Source organism: Pseudoalteromonas sp. NEC-BIFX-2020_015 (genome assembly GCF_012952265.1).
Lineage (GTDB): Bacteria > Pseudomonadota > Gammaproteobacteria > Enterobacterales > Alteromonadaceae > Pseudoalteromonas > Pseudoalteromonas neustonica.
This window is the reverse complement of record NZ_JABCJL010000027.1, coordinates 27813-46238: the sequence shown is the minus strand read 5'-3', so window position 1 is coordinate 46238 and position 18426 is coordinate 27813. Positions and strand designations below refer to the sequence as shown.

General features: G+C 41.0%; 17 protein-coding genes and 1 riboswitch. Of the genes, 9 read left to right on the top strand and 8 right to left on the bottom strand.

The window, feature by feature from the left end:
- Positions 1-80: 80 nt before the first annotated feature.
- From HH219_RS17440 to HH219_RS17430, 3 genes are all read right to left on the bottom strand, one after another.
- Positions 81-1145 (bottom strand): OmpA family protein, encoded by a 1065-nt coding sequence (locus HH219_RS17440; protein ID WP_054204552.1) that lies wholly within the window; start codon positions 1143-1145, stop codon positions 81-83.
- 466 nt (positions 1146-1611) lie between these two features.
- Positions 1612-3027, bottom strand: a complete 1416-nt coding sequence (locus HH219_RS17435) for a protein adenylyltransferase SelO family protein (RefSeq protein WP_054206874.1) — start codon at positions 3025-3027, stop codon at positions 1612-1614.
- Positions 3028-3035: 8 nt separating this feature from the next.
- Entirely contained in the window at positions 3036-3737 is a 702-nt protein-coding gene (locus tag HH219_RS17430) for a DNA-3-methyladenine glycosylase I (RefSeq protein WP_054452891.1), read from the bottom strand.
- A 180-nt stretch (positions 3738-3917) separates the two neighbouring features.
- A riboswitch (Lysine riboswitch) is annotated at positions 3918-4111 on the top strand.
- A 137-nt stretch (positions 4112-4248) separates the two neighbouring features.
- Between HH219_RS17430 and dapA the strand changes: the two genes are divergently transcribed.
- From dapA to HH219_RS17405, 5 genes are all read left to right on the top strand, one after another.
- Complete coding sequence (dapA, locus tag HH219_RS17425) at positions 4249-5133, top strand: 4-hydroxy-tetrahydrodipicolinate synthase (protein ID WP_169328175.1); 885 nt, start codon at positions 4249-4251, stop codon at positions 5131-5133.
- 15 nt (positions 5134-5148) lie between these two features.
- Positions 5149-5889, top strand: coding sequence for a 2,3,4,5-tetrahydropyridine-2,6-dicarboxylate N-succinyltransferase (locus tag HH219_RS17420; protein WP_169328174.1), 741 nt, complete (start codon positions 5149-5151; stop codon positions 5887-5889).
- On the top strand, positions 5889-7094 hold the full coding sequence (locus tag HH219_RS17415; RefSeq protein ID WP_169328173.1) for a PLP-dependent decarboxylase: 1206 nt from the start codon (positions 5889-5891) through the stop codon (positions 7092-7094). The genes HH219_RS17420 and HH219_RS17415 overlap by 1 nt, the downstream gene beginning before the upstream one ends.
- 5 nt (positions 7095-7099) lie before the next feature.
- Positions 7100-8221, top strand: coding sequence for a succinylglutamate desuccinylase/aspartoacylase family protein (locus tag HH219_RS17410; RefSeq protein WP_169328172.1), 1122 nt, complete (start codon positions 7100-7102; stop codon positions 8219-8221).
- A gap of 210 nt (positions 8222-8431) precedes the next feature.
- Positions 8432-9472 carry a phospholipase A gene (locus HH219_RS17405; protein ID WP_169328171.1) on the top strand — a complete coding sequence of 347 codons (1041 nt, stop codon included), beginning with the start codon at positions 8432-8434 and terminating at the stop codon, positions 9470-9472.
- A 55-nt stretch (positions 9473-9527) separates the two neighbouring features.
- Here HH219_RS17405 and HH219_RS17400 read toward each other — a convergent pair whose 3' ends face one another.
- A complete protein-coding gene (locus HH219_RS17400; protein ID WP_054206913.1) occupies positions 9528-10421 on the bottom strand; it encodes a bifunctional GNAT family N-acetyltransferase/hotdog fold thioesterase in 894 nt (297 codons plus the stop codon).
- Between the two features lie 233 nt (positions 10422-10654).
- Between HH219_RS17400 and HH219_RS17395 the strand changes: the two genes are divergently transcribed.
- Positions 10655-11344, top strand: a complete 690-nt coding sequence (locus HH219_RS17395; RefSeq protein ID WP_054206881.1) for a fused MFS/spermidine synthase — start codon at positions 10655-10657, stop codon at positions 11342-11344.
- 13 nt (positions 11345-11357) lie between these two features.
- Here HH219_RS17395 and HH219_RS17390 read toward each other — a convergent pair whose 3' ends face one another.
- From HH219_RS17390 to HH219_RS17375, 4 genes are all read right to left on the bottom strand, one after another.
- Positions 11358-12944: a PAS domain-containing methyl-accepting chemotaxis protein gene (locus HH219_RS17390; RefSeq protein ID WP_169328170.1), complete on the bottom strand. Its 1587-nt coding sequence runs from the start codon at positions 12942-12944 to the stop codon at positions 11358-11360.
- A gap of 297 nt (positions 12945-13241) precedes the next feature.
- Complete coding sequence (dtd, locus tag HH219_RS17385; RefSeq protein ID WP_054452901.1) at positions 13242-13679, bottom strand: D-aminoacyl-tRNA deacylase; 438 nt, start codon at positions 13677-13679, stop codon at positions 13242-13244.
- On the bottom strand, positions 13667-14620 hold the full coding sequence (locus tag HH219_RS17380) for an alpha/beta fold hydrolase (RefSeq protein ID WP_169328169.1): 954 nt from the start codon (positions 14618-14620) through the stop codon (positions 13667-13669). Before HH219_RS17380 ends, dtd begins: the two co-directional genes overlap by 13 nt.
- A 31-nt stretch (positions 14621-14651) precedes the next feature.
- Positions 14652-15545, bottom strand: a complete 894-nt coding sequence (locus HH219_RS17375; protein WP_054206885.1) for a virulence factor BrkB family protein — start codon at positions 15543-15545, stop codon at positions 14652-14654.
- 87 nt (positions 15546-15632) lie between these two features.
- Here HH219_RS17375 and HH219_RS17370 point away from each other — a divergent pair, with 87 nt between their 5' ends.
- From HH219_RS17370 to HH219_RS17360, 3 genes are all read left to right on the top strand, one after another.
- Entirely contained in the window at positions 15633-16289 is a 657-nt protein-coding gene (locus HH219_RS17370) for a DUF2959 domain-containing protein (RefSeq protein WP_054206886.1), read from the top strand.
- A gap of 142 nt (positions 16290-16431) precedes the next feature.
- Positions 16432-17523, top strand: coding sequence for an MBL fold metallo-hydrolase (locus HH219_RS17365; RefSeq protein ID WP_169328168.1), 1092 nt, complete (start codon positions 16432-16434; stop codon positions 17521-17523).
- 101 nt (positions 17524-17624) lie between these two features.
- Complete coding sequence (locus tag HH219_RS17360) at positions 17625-18158, top strand: methylated-DNA--[protein]-cysteine S-methyltransferase (RefSeq protein ID WP_054206888.1); 534 nt, start codon at positions 17625-17627, stop codon at positions 18156-18158.
- Positions 18159-18426 lie beyond the last annotated feature (268 nt).

Below are 18426 nucleotides of genomic sequence, written 5' to 3'. Positions count from 1 at the left end.
ACATGAATACCAATTGCGAATCATTATTATCAGACATAAAAAAACCCAGCACTTGGCTGGGTTTTTAAATACTATAACTATTAACGTTTAACTTTTACACGCTCAACAGTTGATACATGTGCTTCAACACGACGGTTTTCTGCGTGTGCAGCTCGTGTGTTAGCTGTATTTTTAAGACGCTCTTCACCGAAACCAACAGTAGTGATACGGTCTCTTGAGATGCCATCTTTAACTAACTCATCAGCAACATCATCTGCGCGCTTCTTAGAAAGTTTTTTGTTGTAGCTTGCGTCACCCACAGCTGAAGCATGACCTTCAAGTAATACTGTTGTATCTGTATGCTCTTTTAAGAACTTTGATACTGAAGCAATATCATCGAAGTACTGTTGCTTAACCATTGCAGAATCATGCGGGAAAGTAACTAATAAGCTAGTTGTTACTTTAGTATCTTTATACAAAGTACAACCGTTAGCATCAACTGCATCAGCCATTGGTGTATTAGGGCAGTTATCATTTGCATCAGCAATATTATCGTTGTCGCTATCAGTAGGCTCTACAGCAACAGGTACTACAGCAGCAGTCACTGGCGCAGGTTTAACTGGCGCAGCTGACGAAGTTTGATTACCAAATAAGTAGCTTAAACCTAATTTACCAGCAACATCTGTGTAACCACGGTCAAGGCCTTGGTAGATAGACGTTTCAGCATTAAATGCAAAGTTATCTGTAAAGTAATGTTGGTAACCAGCACCTACGTTTGCAAAAGTAAGTTTTTCCATAACATCGATCTGTTTAAGACCGAAGATGCCATAAAATGGACCGCCGTCGATGTGGTAAAGACCATCGATACCTAAGCGATCGCCGCCCATACTTGTTTTTGTCATAGCAGGATTTGCATTTGAGATATCAAAATCCATATCAGCGTACTCAAGACGTGCACTCCAGTAATCGTTAAAACGATAACCTAGTTCAGCACCCCAGCCTGTTGAATCATCAACGTTAGTACCAGCGCTGCCACGTACATTTTCCCATGAAGCATCGTAATAATCGCCAAATGCGCCAATAAAGAAACCTTCTTTCTCAGCAGCGAAACTTGAAGCGCTAGTTGCAGCTAGTGCTAATGCAATTGTAAGTGATTTTAATTTCATTGTTTTCTTCCCATTTTAACAATTAAAACTGTAGCTAAGTAGTCCTAGCTCATTAAGTGTGCCCAGAGTACCGAATCTTTTGTTAATCATTACTTAACGAAAACACTTAAATTGTATTTTTTTACAAAATAAAGTATTTATTAAAAATAAAGCGCCCTACATTATAGTTCAGATAAAAAACTTTACCTAACCTACTTAAATCTCGTACTGGATTAGTTAGTTAATAGATGACAACCATTTACAGTTGAATAACATCTTAAGGAACAAGGCCTTTTTTCACTAATCCTAGTGGTGTGCATTATATTGGTTAATTTTAAATCAACAAGTAGAAAACGCATTTATTTCATATAATAAGTAAGAAATAATCATGAAAAATTCCTTTTATCATGATAAATGCTGTAGCTTGATTATTACCTTTAATAATTAACCCATTATAGGTCCGAAATACATCTATAAATTCATCAATTTAGGTACCACAAAAGGTTTTATATTGCGCACCGCCATCGGCAGGTGGTTGTAGCCATTGTGCGTTCTCTATCATTAACTTATACGGATTTTGCAGTGCAACTAAATATGCAGCCAATACCTCACTTGAACCTTTATTCTCAAATTCTTCAATAATAGCTTCAACAATATGGTTACGTGGGATCATCATTGGGTTTGCCGCTCGCATTATCGCAAAACTATGTTGGTCGGTGCGTTTTAGCCACTTTAGTGACCACGCTTTTAGTGGCTGAGATATTACCTGCTCACCCTGCAGTGACTTGGTAAGCTCATCAAAGGTATTGGTATAATCTAATTTGTGGTCTTTTAATATCGCCAATAACTCAGCAACTAACTGCGCATCATCTGTATGGTGACCTGCAAAACCGAGTTTTTGAGCCCACATTTGCGTAAACGCTTGGTTAAACTGCTCAGCAAAACCATTTATTAATGGGCTAAGTAATTCGACGGCTTGTTCATCATCTTCGTGTATGAGTGGCAGTAAGCTCTCAGCCAAACGCGCACAATTCCAGTTAGCTATGTTAGGCTGACTGCCAAATGCGTACCGCGCTTGTCGATCAATTGAGCTAAACACAGTATCAAAATCAAATTGATTCATCATCGCACATGGGCCGTAATCAATCGTCTCACCACTTATTAGTGTATTATCTGTATTCATCACGCCATGAATAAAACCAACCCGCATCCAACTTACGACCAAAGTGATTTGCTTTTCAATAACAGCTTTTAAAAATGCTAAGTAACGATCTGACCCTGTGGATTGAATTTCAGGGTAATGGCGCGCAATTGCACTATCAGCTAATGCCTGTAGCGCTGACACGTCCCCTTGAGTTGCTAAATACTGAAAAGACCCCACTCTAATATGGCTACTTGCAACACGCGTTACTATCGCACCTTGCTGTGGTGGTTGCCTATAAACCGTTTCTCCACTGGCAACCACGGCTAAACAGCGTGTAGTCGGAACACTTAAGCCATGCATTGCTTCACTCATAATGTATTCACGTATCGCAGGGCCAATAGCACAGCGCCCATCACCACCACGAGAGAATGGCGTAGCACCGGACCCTTTTAACTGAATATCCCACAGCTGTTGATGTTGATCAGATACGGCACCCAATAAATGCGCGCGGCCGTCTCCTAAGCGTGGTGAAAAATGCCCAAATTGATGCCCTGAATACCCCAACGCAACGGCCGCAACAGTGCTGTTACTGGTATTTCCGCTAAAGATGGATGCGCGCTCTGACGGACTCACTTGAATATCGAGCTGTTTAGCTACCGCCTCATTCCAAAGTAATAAAGTTGGTGCAACAACAGGGCTAGGTAAATCAGGGACTGCAAAATCTTCTGCAATATGAGTATAGCGACTAACAAGTTTCATTGGATTCCTTAGGCTTCGGTTGTTTGTATGCCAACGCGGTTATCACCCACGCTGTATGCCACTAATAAACTCAGCACTTGGAGGCTTAAGCCACTTTGCTGCTGTAATTCATTAAAAAAGTGTTGTGCGCTATTTAGTGATTTTTTAGTTTGCAAACCACCATCAATAATTTTATGCCCACGAAGATAAGCCTCAACATCACGCGACAACAAAAAGGTATCTTTGCCTAATGCGCGCAGTGTGTACGGGCCTGTGTTACCCCCTAAACGTGCACCGTGCTTTTTAAAATACGCCCACAAACCAATTATATCGTCACTTGGCCAATCAGCCACAAACTGACTAAAACTGCCATGCTGCTGAGCAACGTCGTGAATCATATATGCATTTTCTGGAATAGTTTGTACTTTTTTAAAGTTGCGAATAATACGTTCGTCAGTTGCTTTTTGCTCTAGCATATCAGGTGGCATCATCAGTAATTTTTCTATATTAAAGTCCCAAAAAACCTCTCTAAAGCCTGTCCATTTACTATTAATAACCGACCAATAAAAGCCGCTTTGAAATACCTTACGGGTAAATTCTTCAAGCCATGCATCATCAGGCAAGCATTTTAGTTGCTTATTAGAAAGCGGCGCGTAAAGCAATTGCTCAAGCATCGCTTCACTGCCTTTACGCTGCGCTGCTCGCTGATAAATTTCCTGAAATTTTTCCATTACTGAATACCCTTAAACCGACTTTGTTTGCTAGTGTACGAAAAAAAACATTAATACGTAACCACCCTCTCGAAGCGATCGTTCAAAAGCCAACTTGACACCTAGACGGCTAAAATGCTTTAATCACTGCCATTACCCCTATTTAAGGTGTAAGTTTTTTATTTAATGAAACTTACACTGTGGGCTAGAAGAGGTGCGTTATTCAGGTAACGTATGTGAGGAGCACACACTCCAATGATCATACGTGAGGGGAATTAACGCCGAGAAGTAACACTTTTTGTGAAGGGTTACTTCGGGCGACTGGGTTGAATCCCAGCGACTGTCACCAATAACAGCGCTGCTGTTAAATTTTTTGGTGGAGAGCTTCTGGTCTTAGCATGATAAGGCCATTGCGCCCTATTATATTAAGTCCATTCGCTCTTCGGATTATATTAGTTCGAATGACTACGATGCGGCGCACTTTCACGTACCCCACAGCATACTCATCGAACACTCTATAAGTTCGTTGTAGATGAAAAACAATTTTGATTTAAACAACTATCCTTTATGGACAGCACTTGTAACGCCTTTTACTGACGCTGGCGAAGTCGACTATGCGATTCTTGATCAATTAGTTGCGCAACAGCAAGCAGCAAATAACGGCATTTTACTGCTTGGCAGCACAGGCGAAGGCCTTGCCTTAACGCTTAAAGAGCAACAAGCCATTGTTGAACATGTATGCCAATTAAATCCGACCGTACCGCTTATGGTTGCTGTTGGCGGTATGAACCTCAAACAACAAATTGCTTGGGTTGAATACTGCAATAAACTGCCTATTCACGGCTACTTACTTGGCTCTCCTCTTTACGCAAAGCCAGGCGTGATTGGTCAAACCCACTGGTTTGAAAACCTACTCGATGCCTGTGTTCATCCATGCATGCTTTATAACGTCCCAGGGCGCAGCGCTGTTGATATTCCACCTGCCGTAATTAGCAATTTAAAAAATCATAAAAATTTATGGGCGCTAAAAGAAGCCAGTGGCGACATCGCCAAGTTTGAAGGTTTTAGAAATGCCGCACCACAGTTAGCTATTTTTAGTGGTGATGACGCACTTATGCCTTACTTTGCCCAAGCGGGTGCAAAAGGTTTAGTGTCTGTTGCAGCCAATGCGTGGCCGACACAAACCCATGAATTTGTAAAACGTAGCCTTAGCGGCCAACACCCCAATTTATTTGCCGATTGGTCACAAGCGATTCAAAGCTTGTTCGCCGTGGCAAATCCTATTCCCGTTAAAGTATTGATGCATTTGCAAGGGCGTATTACTAGCCCGTATTTGCGCCCACCTTTAACGCACCTTGAGTTAACGCAAACTGATTGTATCAGTAATGCAAATAACACCATTTTATCTTGGCATTAAATACAGGTTTTTATAATGAGCTGGTTAGAACTATTAAATAATTTAGAATCGGGCGCCGTACGCGCAGCAACACAAGACGATAACGGCCAATGGCATGCAAACGTTGAAGTAAAAAAAGGTATTTTAGAAGCGTTTAAAAACGGCACTAATACTGAATTCGCTGGTGGTTTTGTAGATAAACATAACCTAGCACCACAAGAATTCACTGCTGAAAATGGTGTGCGTATGGTACCAGGTGGCTCAAGTGTTCGCCGCGGTGCACATGTTGCTAAAGGCACGATTATCATGCCACCAGCGTATGTAAACATTGGTGCATTTATTGACGAAGGCACTATGGTTGATAGCCACGCCTTGGTTGGTTCGTGTGCGCAAGTAGGTAAAAATGTACATTTAAGCGCTGCAGTACAATTAGGCGGCGTACTTGAGCCAATTGGCGCAAGCCCGGTAGTCATTGAAGACGACGCATTTATTGGCGCAGGTTGTGTGATTGTTGAAGGCGTAGTCGTTAAAAAAGGCGCAGTACTTGCCCCTGGCGTACGTTTATCAGCCACTATCCCTGTATATGACTGCGTAAATGAGCGTCAGCTTGATAAAGGCGAACCTATTCCAGAATACGCGATTGTTATACCAGGTTCTCGTCCGGCATCAAACGCATGGGCACGCGAGCAAGGTTTAAGCATGTCATGCGCGTTAATCGTAAAATACCGCGACGAACAAAGCGATGCGTCATTACTTCTTGAAGAGGTTTTACGTTAATGACCTTTTTGAGCACGCCAGTTAAAACCGCCATTGATGAGTTATCAAGCCAGCTTGATACGCCATTTTTTGTGTATGACCTTGATACCCTAAACGCACACTTAGCGCGTTTAGTAACGCAAACACAGGTAAAGCTTTGGTATGCCGTTAAAGCTAATCCCCTATCTAAAGTGATTCAAAGCTTAGATAGCGCAGGCTTTAACTTTGATGTTGCAAGCAAGGGCGAACTTGAGCAAGTACTTGCTCAAGGTATTAACAGCGAGCGCGTGCTCAACACCGGGCCTGCAAAGAGCCCGAAACAAATTAAACACTTTATTGAGCGCGGAGTACGCATATTTGTTGCCGAAAGCCTCAATCAAGTACGCTGGCTCAATGAGCAAGCAAGCTTACTAAACTGTCAGCTGCAAGTATTGCTGCGCGTACAATTACGCTGGCCCGAAGGCGAAAAAAACCCACTAGGTGGCGATAGCTTAACGCCGTTTGGGCTCGGTTGTGATGAATGGCAGGCGCTAAATACTCGCGACTACCCTGCGCTAAACTTTGACGGCCTGCATATTTTTCAGTGGGGCAATATGCTCAGCAGTGACAAACTCGCAGAGCTCTGGTCACAAATGATTGCGCCGCTAACGCAACTTGCCGACGACTTAGGCATTAATTTAAAAGTACTCGATTTAGGCGGTGGTTTAGGTATTCCATACACGTTAGATGCGCCCACTCTAAGCTGGGATGCACTGATTGATGCACTTGCAAAAATTAAACGCGATGCTGGCGTAGATGAATTATGGATGGAACTTGGTCGTTATGCCGTAGGTGAGTGTGGTCATTACGCAACGCCTGTCGTTGAAAGTAAATTAAACTATGGCCAACAACAAGTGATTTTAAGCGGTGGAATAAACCACTTATTACGCCCAGCGGTAACCAGCCAAGACTTCCCTGTGCGACTATTGCGTGAGTCAAACGCAACAACGCAAGCAATGAGTTTATATGGCCCACTGTGCACTGCGCTTGATTGCTTAGGCGAACACCATTTACCTAAGGATTTAAATGAACATGACTGGCTTATATTTAGTCAATGTGGTGCCTACGGATTTACCGAAAGCATGCCGTACTTTTTATGCCATGAATTAGCTGCCGAATACACGTTACAAAATGGCCAATTAACCTGTGTACGCCAAGCTGAAGATGCTAGCTACTACCTGAGGTAATTAATATGAGTACCACAACACCCATTAGCCAAGAAAACATTGTAGTCGGTGAAGTCGCCAATGGTTTACCGCTCACGATTCCAGTGTATCGAATTAAAGGCGATGGCAGCGGCCCTAGCGTTTACGTGCAAGCAAATATGCATGGCGCAGAAGTGCAAGGTAATGCCGTTATCTTCCAATTACTTGAGCAGCTTAAGTGCCTTAAACTCAAAGGCGATATCACTTTAGTCCCTTACGCGAATCCTATTGGTTGCAATCAAAAATCAGGGGAATTTACCCTCGGTCGCTTTGATCCAATAACGGGCACCAACTGGAACCGTATGTATCACTGCAACAGTAGCTTAGCGGTGCAATTTGCCGAGCAATATGCAGATGCAGATGATCACACTTTAAAAAGCGCATTTAAAGCCGCGCTGATCGATGAAGTCGATCAGCAATTAACGGGCCCCGCGTACCGCCTAACCACAGGTAAACGCATTGCTCTTAATTTGCAAAAGCTCGCCCACCAAGCGGATATTGTTTTGGATTTACACACGGGGCCAATCTCTAGCCAGCATTTATATTGCCCTGATTATGCGAAAGCCAGCGCCAGCTACTTTAATATTCCCCATGTGTTATTTATCCCAAATGACTTTGATGGTGCAATGGACGAAGCCAGTTTTTGCCCATGGTGGCAATTAACAGACGCACTTGCCAAACAAGGTCGTGAGTTTGCCGTGCAGGTTGAAGCGTTTACCGTGGAGCTTGGTAGCCAAGAAAAAATTGATTTGAGTGCAGCATTTGATGATGCCTATAGTATTTTAAGCTATCTAAATCATAAACAAGTATTACTTGATGCACCTCACCTGCCAAAAGCGATAACTCGCTATGGCTGCAATTTAAATGACTACCTTGCCTATTACGCACCAATGGGCGGCATGGTCGAATATATTGCGCCATTGGGGGGTCACATCAAAGCGGGTGAGCCAATTGCAAAAGTACTGCGCATGGAGCGTTATTTAAGTGAGCAGCCTTTGCAAACACTCACACTTGATTGTGATGCCATCGCAATTTTGCACTTTGCATCAGCGAGTGTAAACCAAGGCACTGAACTGTATAAATTTTTTACTAACGTATTTGAGCTTTAACTTTTGTGTAAAGCTCACTCCCATCTCATTGCGTGAGAGCAATATCACCTTAGGGTAATATTGCATTGAACAAGCGGCTACGGCCGCTTTTTCTCTTTTTGCATAGTATAAAATCAATTCAAATAGCTAAGTTCAGTAAAAGTTCACCATCATTAAGTTAAAAACACGGTATACTTTTAACAACACACGGTTTTTCTCAAAGGAATAATAATGACTTGGCGCTACGGGATTCTATTTACTACATTGTTGTCCAGCACTGCAATTGCACAACAAGCACAAATCGAAAAAAAGAACGAACAAAGCAGCAATATTGAACTCGTAAAGCAATGTATTTTAAATGAAGCTATTGCTGGTGATGGCAACCAAACGCTAGACCAACTTCGTAAAAAGTGTTCAGCACTTGATGAAAGCAAACAAATTACAGCACTTGATAAACGTCAAGCCCGTGAAAAAGTAAGCCAGAAAAACCGCAATGTCATAACTCCGCACAAACGTAATTACATATTGCCTTTGTCATATGTATCAAACCCAAATGTGCGCCCGTTTGATGGCTTAAATGAATTAACTCAAGACAGTGATGGCGAACCGCTTGATAACCTTGAGGCAAAGTATCAGCTATCAATCAAAGTTCCTTTATATAACGACTTTGATGATGAAGATCAGGCTGTATATTTTGGCTTTACATTACAATCATTTTGGCAGCTTTATAACAAAGAAATCTCATCTCCATTTCGCGAAACAAATTACGAACCGGAGATTTTTTGGGTAAACTTTCTCGATCCTGAACATGTGCTTTGGGGTGATGAAATGGCAATTTCAATTGGCGCAGTACATCAATCAAATGGCCGAAGCCAACCCAACTCGCGATCATGGAACCGCATTTATGCTGATTTCATCTGGGAAAATGAAGGATTTGTTTTTAGCTTTAAACCTTGGTATCGCATTTCAGAAGAAAGAAAAGAAGACCCTATGGTAGCAAAAGGCGATGACAACCCTGATATCCACAAATATATGGGGTACTTTGAATTTTCAGGTGCATATCGCTGGAACGAACACGAATTTAGTTTTATGACCCGCAATAATTTAAATTCAGATAATCGTGGCGCCATACAATTAGATTGGTCTTTTCCTTTATGGGGTAGGCTACGCGGCTACGGGCAATACTTTAACGGCTACGGTGAAAGTTTAATTGACTACAACGCAGATATAGAGCGCATCGGCATCGGTATACTCTTGACTGATCTTCTATAAGCACTATTTAAAAAGCCAAGTATTCACTTGGCTTTTTATTTAGCATATAACAGCGCTATTTTTTAATAATAAATTGCCCTTCAAATTCAGCGACCAGCACATCGCCATCGTATATTTCAACAGGCACTAAATAACTGGCTTTACCTTCACTTTCAAGCTCGGCTAGCTTTCCTTTACAGCCACTTAAATCAACACTCCCACGAGGCTCATTATTCAACGGCTTTAAATATTTAATATTAGCATCGGCCAACACTATATTGCCTTCAAGCTGCGCTTCTTTAAGCGCTAAGTAAGTCGCTCCCCACCCAGTTAATGTCGCTAAGCTATAAATAGATCCTGCAAACATCGTATTGTGCAGGTTTAAATTAGCATCCAAGTCTGCACTGGTCGTGAATTGCCAATCGGTGTAGCTCTCCACTTTAATACCCATTGCATCACTGATCGGGATCGACTCACGCCATGTATTTTGCAATACTTGAGTCCAATTTGGATGACGAAACCAGCCTGGCTCAGACGGCTTTTGCTTTATCATTTTCCAATGCTGTACATCGTCATAGGCTAAATGGGCTTTTTCTTTTAATTCGTAGCCGTGGCGCTTATAAAAATCCAATGCGCGTTCACGCGCATACAACACAAGCTCACCTGCATCTTGTGTCCATGCTAATTTTTCAAGTTCATGTAATAAGCGACTGCCAATATGCTGATTTCGATTACCTTCGGCCACGGCCATATAACGGACTTGTGCTTGTTGGTGATTATTAAAATGAAGCCGTGCAACACCTAACACTTCACCTGCTTTATTCTTTATAAAACGATGTTCAGCATCTTGCTCTAAATCATCTTGCTCAGAGCCACGCGGTTCATTCCAAGGCGCGCGCAGTACCTGCCAACGTAATTGATAATAAGCTTGCCAATCTTCGCTACTTTGTGGTGTTGTCACCTGAAACATAATCACTCCTGTTGCAATCAAGGCCGCCATAAACAACTCATTAAATTAAAACATCTACACACGCGAGCGGTTTATTTAATAAGAATGCGGTCTGTTATTATTTGCAAACTACCATACTCGATTTGATAAACACTTGGAATACGACTTTGGTTAGCCAAGAGAAATAACTATTGTTACCTGTAAAACCTAGCAGACAAGCTGGCACTTTACCTTGACTCATCTATTCTCATGTAATGGAATATTTATTAAAAGCAAACGGGACAGTAAAACAGTGTTTTGTTGAAGACTGTCACCGTATAGGGCAATTACTATATTGGCAAAAGTGCGGCGCTGATTGCATTCAAGTGCGTGAGTATAAACAACTTCGTTGGTTACTCATCAACGACACACTTCAATCAGTGGTAACAACGGACGATCCCAGTCAGCTACACTTTCCTCACTTACAACACTTGGCAAAGTTATGGCAGTCAATTCCAGTTCCACAAAGCATATTGGAGCTTGGCCTAGGCGGTGGTGCTATACATAACTATCTACGACTCACCTACCCTAATTGCAATCTAATATCGATAGAAAAAAACCCGGACATAATTCATTGCTACACACATTTTTTTGATAAAAAAAGTGACTCAAATTTACGATGTTTAGATGCTGAAATAGAGCTTGAAAGAGAGCAGGTATATGACTGGATTATACTTGATTTATTTAGCAAACTCGATGTTCCACTATTTTTATACAAGCAGCAGTTTTATCGAAAAATCTATAAAAAACTATCAAAAAATGGCTGCCTGTTTATTAACTTCCTTTCCCAACATGACTCTCAATTAAAACAACTCGAATCGATATTACTTAGTACATTTTCAATACAACCCACCATAAAGCACATCTCTGGTTATGCAAACCATATTGTACTGTTGAAAAAATAACGGTCTATTTACTCTACTTTGATTTTTGCGCCCAAAAATGTTGCGCGATACTATTTAGAGCAGTTGAATGCGTTTGTAAAGCTGCGCATTTAGCAATATTTTGCTCAGAAGATTGTAAACCGCTATCACTATAATCCTTAATTTTTGTAACATTTTCAGTTATCTCTTCCGCAACTTTCACTTGCTGCTCAACTGAAGTCGCAACCTGAATATTAAGATCCAGAATATGATTCATCTCCGTGCTCATATACTCAATTGATGTTTTAGCTTGGGTCGTTGAATCCACACTACTCGATACGCGTTGCTGTGCTTTTTCCATTGCGGCAACAGCGGATTTTGTACCTTGATTTATCTTCTCTATTGTCTTCACAATTTCTTCTGTGGACTGATGGGTTCTATTAGCCAAAGTACGAACCTCATCTGCAACAACAGCAAAACCACGACCTTGCTCACCTGCTCTTGCAGCCTCAATTGCTGCATTTAAGGCTAATAAGTTAGTTTGTTCTGCAACCGAACGTATAACAGCAACTACATCATTAATAGCTGCACCATCTTTTTCTAATTGCTCTACAACGCTTGCTGCATTGTTAACATCATTACTTAGCTCGTTCATATTATTAACTGCTTCTTCAACCTGTAATAAACCTTGTTGAGCATACTCATGTGTCGATTTTGCTGCGCTTGATGTTGCATGTGCATTACTCGATACTTCATTAAAACTTGCAGACATTTGAGTAATTGCCGATGCCATGGAGTCTGTTTGCTGATATTGCATAGACACACGAGAATGATTTTGTGACAACTCATGCTCTAAACTATTTAATGCATCGCCCATATTCACTGATGCATCATTTATACGCCCTACAATCGCTCCAGCTTCTTTACTTAACACCTCCAGCGCCAGTAACACCTTGTTCGCTGCATTATTATTTCCCGTATAAATATAGGTAGCTAATGGATCATCTACTATCGATTGTGCTTTTTCGATTACTTTATGCCATTGCTTTGATTGCCATAATAAACTGGTCAATAATAAACACATAGGGATAAGCGGTAACCCTAGTGCACTACCTAAAGAGGCTTGAGTGAAATTAAAAATCAAAAAGGCTGTTAATAAATAACAAAATAAAACCCCACACACCATAAACATTGTCGCAGAAGCCTTCTCCCACCAAGGGATTCTAAATTCCCCTCCGCTTTGTAATTTTTTGTATAAATTTTCAGCTCTATTTTTAACGGAGTCTTTTGGCCTCACCCTAATCGACTGATATTCAATTTGACCTGTCGCTGTCTTTAAAGGGCTTGCATAAGCGTCGACCCAATAATGGTCACCATTTTTACAGCGATTTTTAACTATTCCCATCCACGATTTACCTGATTGCACACATTGCCAAAGGTCAGCAAACGCAGCAGGAGGCATATCTGGGTGACGAACAATATTATGATACTGACCTATTAAATCAGCTTCATCAAATCCAGAAATGGCTATAAAATCTTTATTTATATACTTTATTTTACTATCGGGAGATGTAATCGAGAGAATATTAACAGAGGAAGGTAACTCGATGTTCTTTTGGGTTACGGGTTCATTTTTACGCATTATTGATTCACTACCTTTGTAAACACCAATATTATTGAAGCGAGGCCCTACTCAAGCTTGCTTGCCACTTTTTAGGCTCTACGGACTTTTTATTATTGTAGTAGGGAATCAGCTAATGGGTATAAATAAGCAAAAATATATACCCAAGTCCCCAAAATATCAGTTTATGTAGGAATTAAAAGCGATGTAGGCAGGCATTGATTGTAAAGGATGGTTATTCCCTTGTTAAAATAAATAACGCAATATAAATCGTTTTAAATCAACTTTTGGCATATTGAAGTGAGTTGGATAGAGTAGCTATATAGTGAGCAAAAAAGTCACTGGCCCGTCGTTACATAAACTCACCTGCATATCAGCAGCAAAGCGCCCTGTTGCAACGCTCAGCCCCGCAGCTTTTGCTTGGTCTACAAAATATTCGTATAGCTCATTTGCCTGAGCAGGTGTAGCCGCAGACGAAAAGCTCGGCCGCATACCTTTTTTTGTATCTGCAGCAAGTGTAAATTGCGAAACAACGAGTAATTCGCCTTTTATATCTTTCAAACTGAGATTCATTTTATCGTTTTCATCACTGAATATACGATAGTTACTCACTTTATGAAGTAGTTTATTTGTGGTGTCTTTATCGTCATGTTTTTCAACACCTAATAACAGTACTATTCCTTGTTTTATTTGACCTACAAGCTGATCATCTACCTCTACCTTTGCGTGTTTTACTCGCTGGATTAATCCTTGCATTTATTCCTCGTTAATTTGATATACATAAGATCGGCTGCTCGCCTTGCTGCCGCTAAATATACCTGATTATCAACACCGTGCCCAACACCATCTAAAATCAATAGTTGTGAGTTCAGGCTACTTGCAAGTCGTTGAGCAACACTAAAGCGACACACTAAATCTTGGCGTCCATGAATAAACCAAATAGGTAAATGAGATAAACAGTCGCCATGCTGCGCTATATAATTATCATCTATAAAGCAGTGATTAATAAAGTAGTGCACCATTAAACGCGCCATATTTAAACCATGCTGCGGGCAACTAAGCGTCCATTGTAGCGACTGCTTCCCTTGACTTAAAACAGCCTCCCACTGGCACCATAACTTAGCAAATCGACTGGCACTTATTTGATTCTCACTAGCCAATTGCTGTTCGTAGAACGCTAAAATACTCATTGCATCAGGTAAATCATGAGAAAACTTAGCGTATAGCTCAGGGTAAAACTGCGCACCGGCACCTTGCGAGCTGTATAACCACTCTAAATCAGCATGTGCAGCTAAAAATGTACCACGTAAAATCAACCCAGAAACATGCTCTGTATGCTTAATTGCATAAAGTAAACATACGGTTGCCCCCCACGAAGCGCCAGATAGCAACCATTTAGTAATGCCTAGGTAAGCCCTCAAATAATCGAGATCTTTGATTAAGTCAGCCGTTTCATTCGCGATAAGGTGATGAGGAGTTGATAAACCGCAGCCTCGTTGGCTATATAAAATAATGCGGTACCGGGTTGGGTCAAAAAAGCGGCAGTTGTCAGCATGTAAACCCACACCGGGCCCGCCATGACAAATCACAACGGGTAAACCATTGGGGTTACCGTATTCTTGCACATGTATCTGGTGTCCATCCCCCACACTCAAATGAAAATCGTGGTAGGGGGTTATGTTCGGATATAACGGCATATTGCTGGCTCCTAACAAAACACATTGCTATTTAACGGATGTTTTCCTCCTCATCAAGAATGATCTCAGGCGTATCTTCGATATCTTTTGGGCTTATGCACACGGTAAACTCAGCACCGAGCAACACCACAACCCACGACAAATACACCCAAACAAATAAGATGGGGATTGTAGCCACCGCACCATAAATAACTTCGTACGAAGGAAAGTGACTAATATAAAGTGCAAAACCTTTTTTAGTTAGCTCAAAAAGTAACGCCGCAAAAAAAGCACCCGGTATCGCAGCTCTAAACGATACTCGCGTATTAGGCACTAAAGTATAGAGCATAATAAAGCCAGCCATAGAAATTAAATAAGGCAGTAGTTTAAGTAAAAACCCACTGAATCCTGGAATCCCTTGATCAGCAAACGACACTAAAGATACTATGTATGAAGTCACACCAATACTTGCGCCTAATAACAATGGCCCTAAGCTTAATACCATCCAATAAACTGCAAACGAAATCATCATTGGGCGTTTATGTTTTATGCGCCAAATTCTGTTCAGTGTTGCGTCCACATTGCGGATCAAAAGCAGTGCTATTGCGGCTAAAAAACCGATACCGACAGCGGTCATTTGATTGGCATTACCAGCAAAAGAGCTAATATGCTCCTTAATCACATCAGAGGAAGTCGGTACAAAATTGGTGAATAAAAAATTTTCTATTTCGATTCTTGTAGATTCGAACCCCGGAAAAGCCGAAAATATTGCCACGCCAACTGCTATCAATGGCACTAAAGATAACAAAGTAACATAGGCTAAATAACCTGCATTAACAGTGATTTGGTCATCAATGCAACGATTTATATACTGCATCCACCAACCAGGTTGTTGACGTATAAACGAAGCTGCTTGCTGCCTATAGTGCGTGACCTTATCGCTCATAAAGTTAACTTTTTACAAAATAATTTTGATTATCATAGCAATCGCCCACATAATTTGCAGTATCAACGGATTTAAAAAGAGATCTCAATGAAAAAAAGTACATTTCTCAGCGCACCACTTTTAGCACTCACCCTAGCTTTATCGGGTTGCCAATCTGCCTATTACTCAGCAATGGAGTCTGTCGGTGTACATAAACGCGACATACTCGTTGATCGTGTAGAAGAGGCAAAGGAATCACAAGAGGAATCGCAAGAAGAATTTCAATCAGCATTAGAACGCTTAACCACTTTAATTAACTTTGACGGTGGCGAGTTACAAGAGGCTTATAACCAACTTAATGATGATTACGAGTCAAGCTTGAAAGCTGCTGAAGATGTAACCACCAACATCAATAAAGTTGAAGACGTTGCGGACGCGTTATTTGACGAGTGGGCAGATGAACTTGAGCAATACAAAAGTGCATCTTTAAAGCGTGAAAGTAGCAAAAAACTTAATTCGACTAAGCGCCAATTTGACCAACTACTGCGCTCAATGCGAAGTGCCGAAAGCAAAATGGAGCCAGTACTTTCATCGTTAAAAGATAATGTATTGTACTTAAAGCATAACTTAAATGCGCAGGCTGTAACCGCCATAAAAGGTGAATTTACAAACCTTAAACGCGATATTCAAATATTGATGAATGATATGAACAAGTCAATTGCTGACTCAAACAAATTTATTGAACAAATGAATAAAGCAGGATAATAATCCTAGGATCTAAAACTATTAAGCCCATTCACTGTAATGGGCTTTTTTATTGTTATTTTTTGTTACTTTTAAAATGTTTTTTAATCGGCTGTTTTTGGTACACTTTTATGCAGTTAAAATTACAAAGCGTAAATAAACAATGAAGGTATACGGTGTTGGTTTAATCATTGCTTCGTGCTTATTGGCCGCGTGTGGTACGCCCAATCAAGTGACCCAGATAACCGCACCAGATGCTGTTATTGCACAATACAAAGAGGGTGATCGTGCTGGTCGCTACCATAATGTATACCCAAAAAAGCAAAATTACCCGACCACCTGCGAAACTGACTGCTACCCTGCTCACCCCGATTTGCTGTGTGAAACGAGCGCTGAAAACTGCCAGTATCAAGGTAGGCAAACACTGCCACAGTTAAATACCAACTACACTGTCCGCTGGCTGGGTCACGCTAGTTTTTCGATCAATACCCCAAACGGTCAGCATGTATTATTTGACCCTGTAAAAGCGCAGTTTGATTCCCCCGTTGATATCGCATTTAAACTTACAGGAGGCATCTACCGTCAGCCTGGCGCTTGGTTAAATGAGCAAGAGTTAGCCAATATTGATGCCGTTATGTATTCACATATCCATTATGATCATTTCAATAAAGCCGATATAGAACTCATAGGTAATAAGCCCTATTACTTAACGCCACTTGGTATGGCGGATAACTTTCCTACAGGTGGTTTTAACATCAGCGAAATGCCGTGGTACTCAAAAACCAATATTGATGACTTAACCATTCACGCAGTACCAGCTCATCATTTTAGTAATAGAGTACTTATTCCCTACATCTACGATGATGACAATAAAGATTCATGGAATGGCTGGTTGTTAAAACAAAATGGTAAAACTTTATTTTTTGCAGGCGACACGGGCTATTCAAAACACTTTCAAGACATTCAGCAAAAATATGGCGATATTGATGTATGCCTAATACCCATCGCTTCTTACTATCATAAAGAAAACGGCAAATGGTATCGCTATGTCCATACCACACCGGAAGACGCGCTAAACGCAGCACAAGAGCTTAATTGTAAAGTTATGATACCGTGGGGCTATGGCAACTCAAGTTGGCAGATGGGCGATCACAGCAGCCATTCTGCGTTACTGCGTTTATTGCATATGTATAAAAAAATGGATTCACAAGTACAGCTATATATTCTTAATGAAGGTGAAAGTGTGCAATTGTAGTCATTAACAAGCTGTAGAGCATTCGACGATATTACTGAGCGAATCAGACAATGTACGTTTTAGCGAAACCACTTAACTTTTCAACGAGGGAAACGACTGCAATGTTTGTCGATTATATTGATACACCGCTAGGGTGTGTTGAATTTAAAGCATCAGATAAAGGCATTACTCAAGTTATATTTTCTGGGGAAATAAAAACCCACGTCATAGCCAGCGATATAACAACTGAGTGTAAAAAACAGTTACATGAGTATTTCGCAAAAGCACGCAAAGAATTTGACCTGCCCCTTGATCCTAAAGGAACAGATTTTCAAAAATCAGTGTGGTACTGCTTATCAAACATTCCCTATGGTGAAGTCGTCACGTATTTAGACATCGCTAAAATGGTGAATAAGCCCAAAGGCTCTCAGGCCGTTGGCGGCGCTAATGGCCGAAATCCTATTAGCTTAATTGTACCGTGCCATAGAGTGATAGGCAGTAATGGCTCACTCACAGGCTATGCAGGAGGAATTGAGCGTAAATTGTGGTTACTCAGCCATGAAGGCTTTGAAGTTAAGCCATCAAAAGAAAGCCAACAACTCGACATTCAAAATGTGATTCATTCACGACAAGCCAAAACCGAGTTTTTAGCTTAACCTCTGCCCTGTTATTATTCACCTTGAAATTACTGAGTTACTTAAACTGTAGGTCGAGATTTATCCCGAAAAAGTAATTACGTTAGCGCCTGCGCGAGGTAAATTCCCACCTATGGTGTTAGCTTTAGTGTCTAAATCTGTTTTAGGTAAAGCTTTATGTGGTTGTCTTTCACCTACAACCAATCTACCCAACCACGCTTGTTCTAATCTGACCGCTTATAGCTTACAACTCTTGTTTTCACCCACTAAAAAGCCGCTGTATCTTACA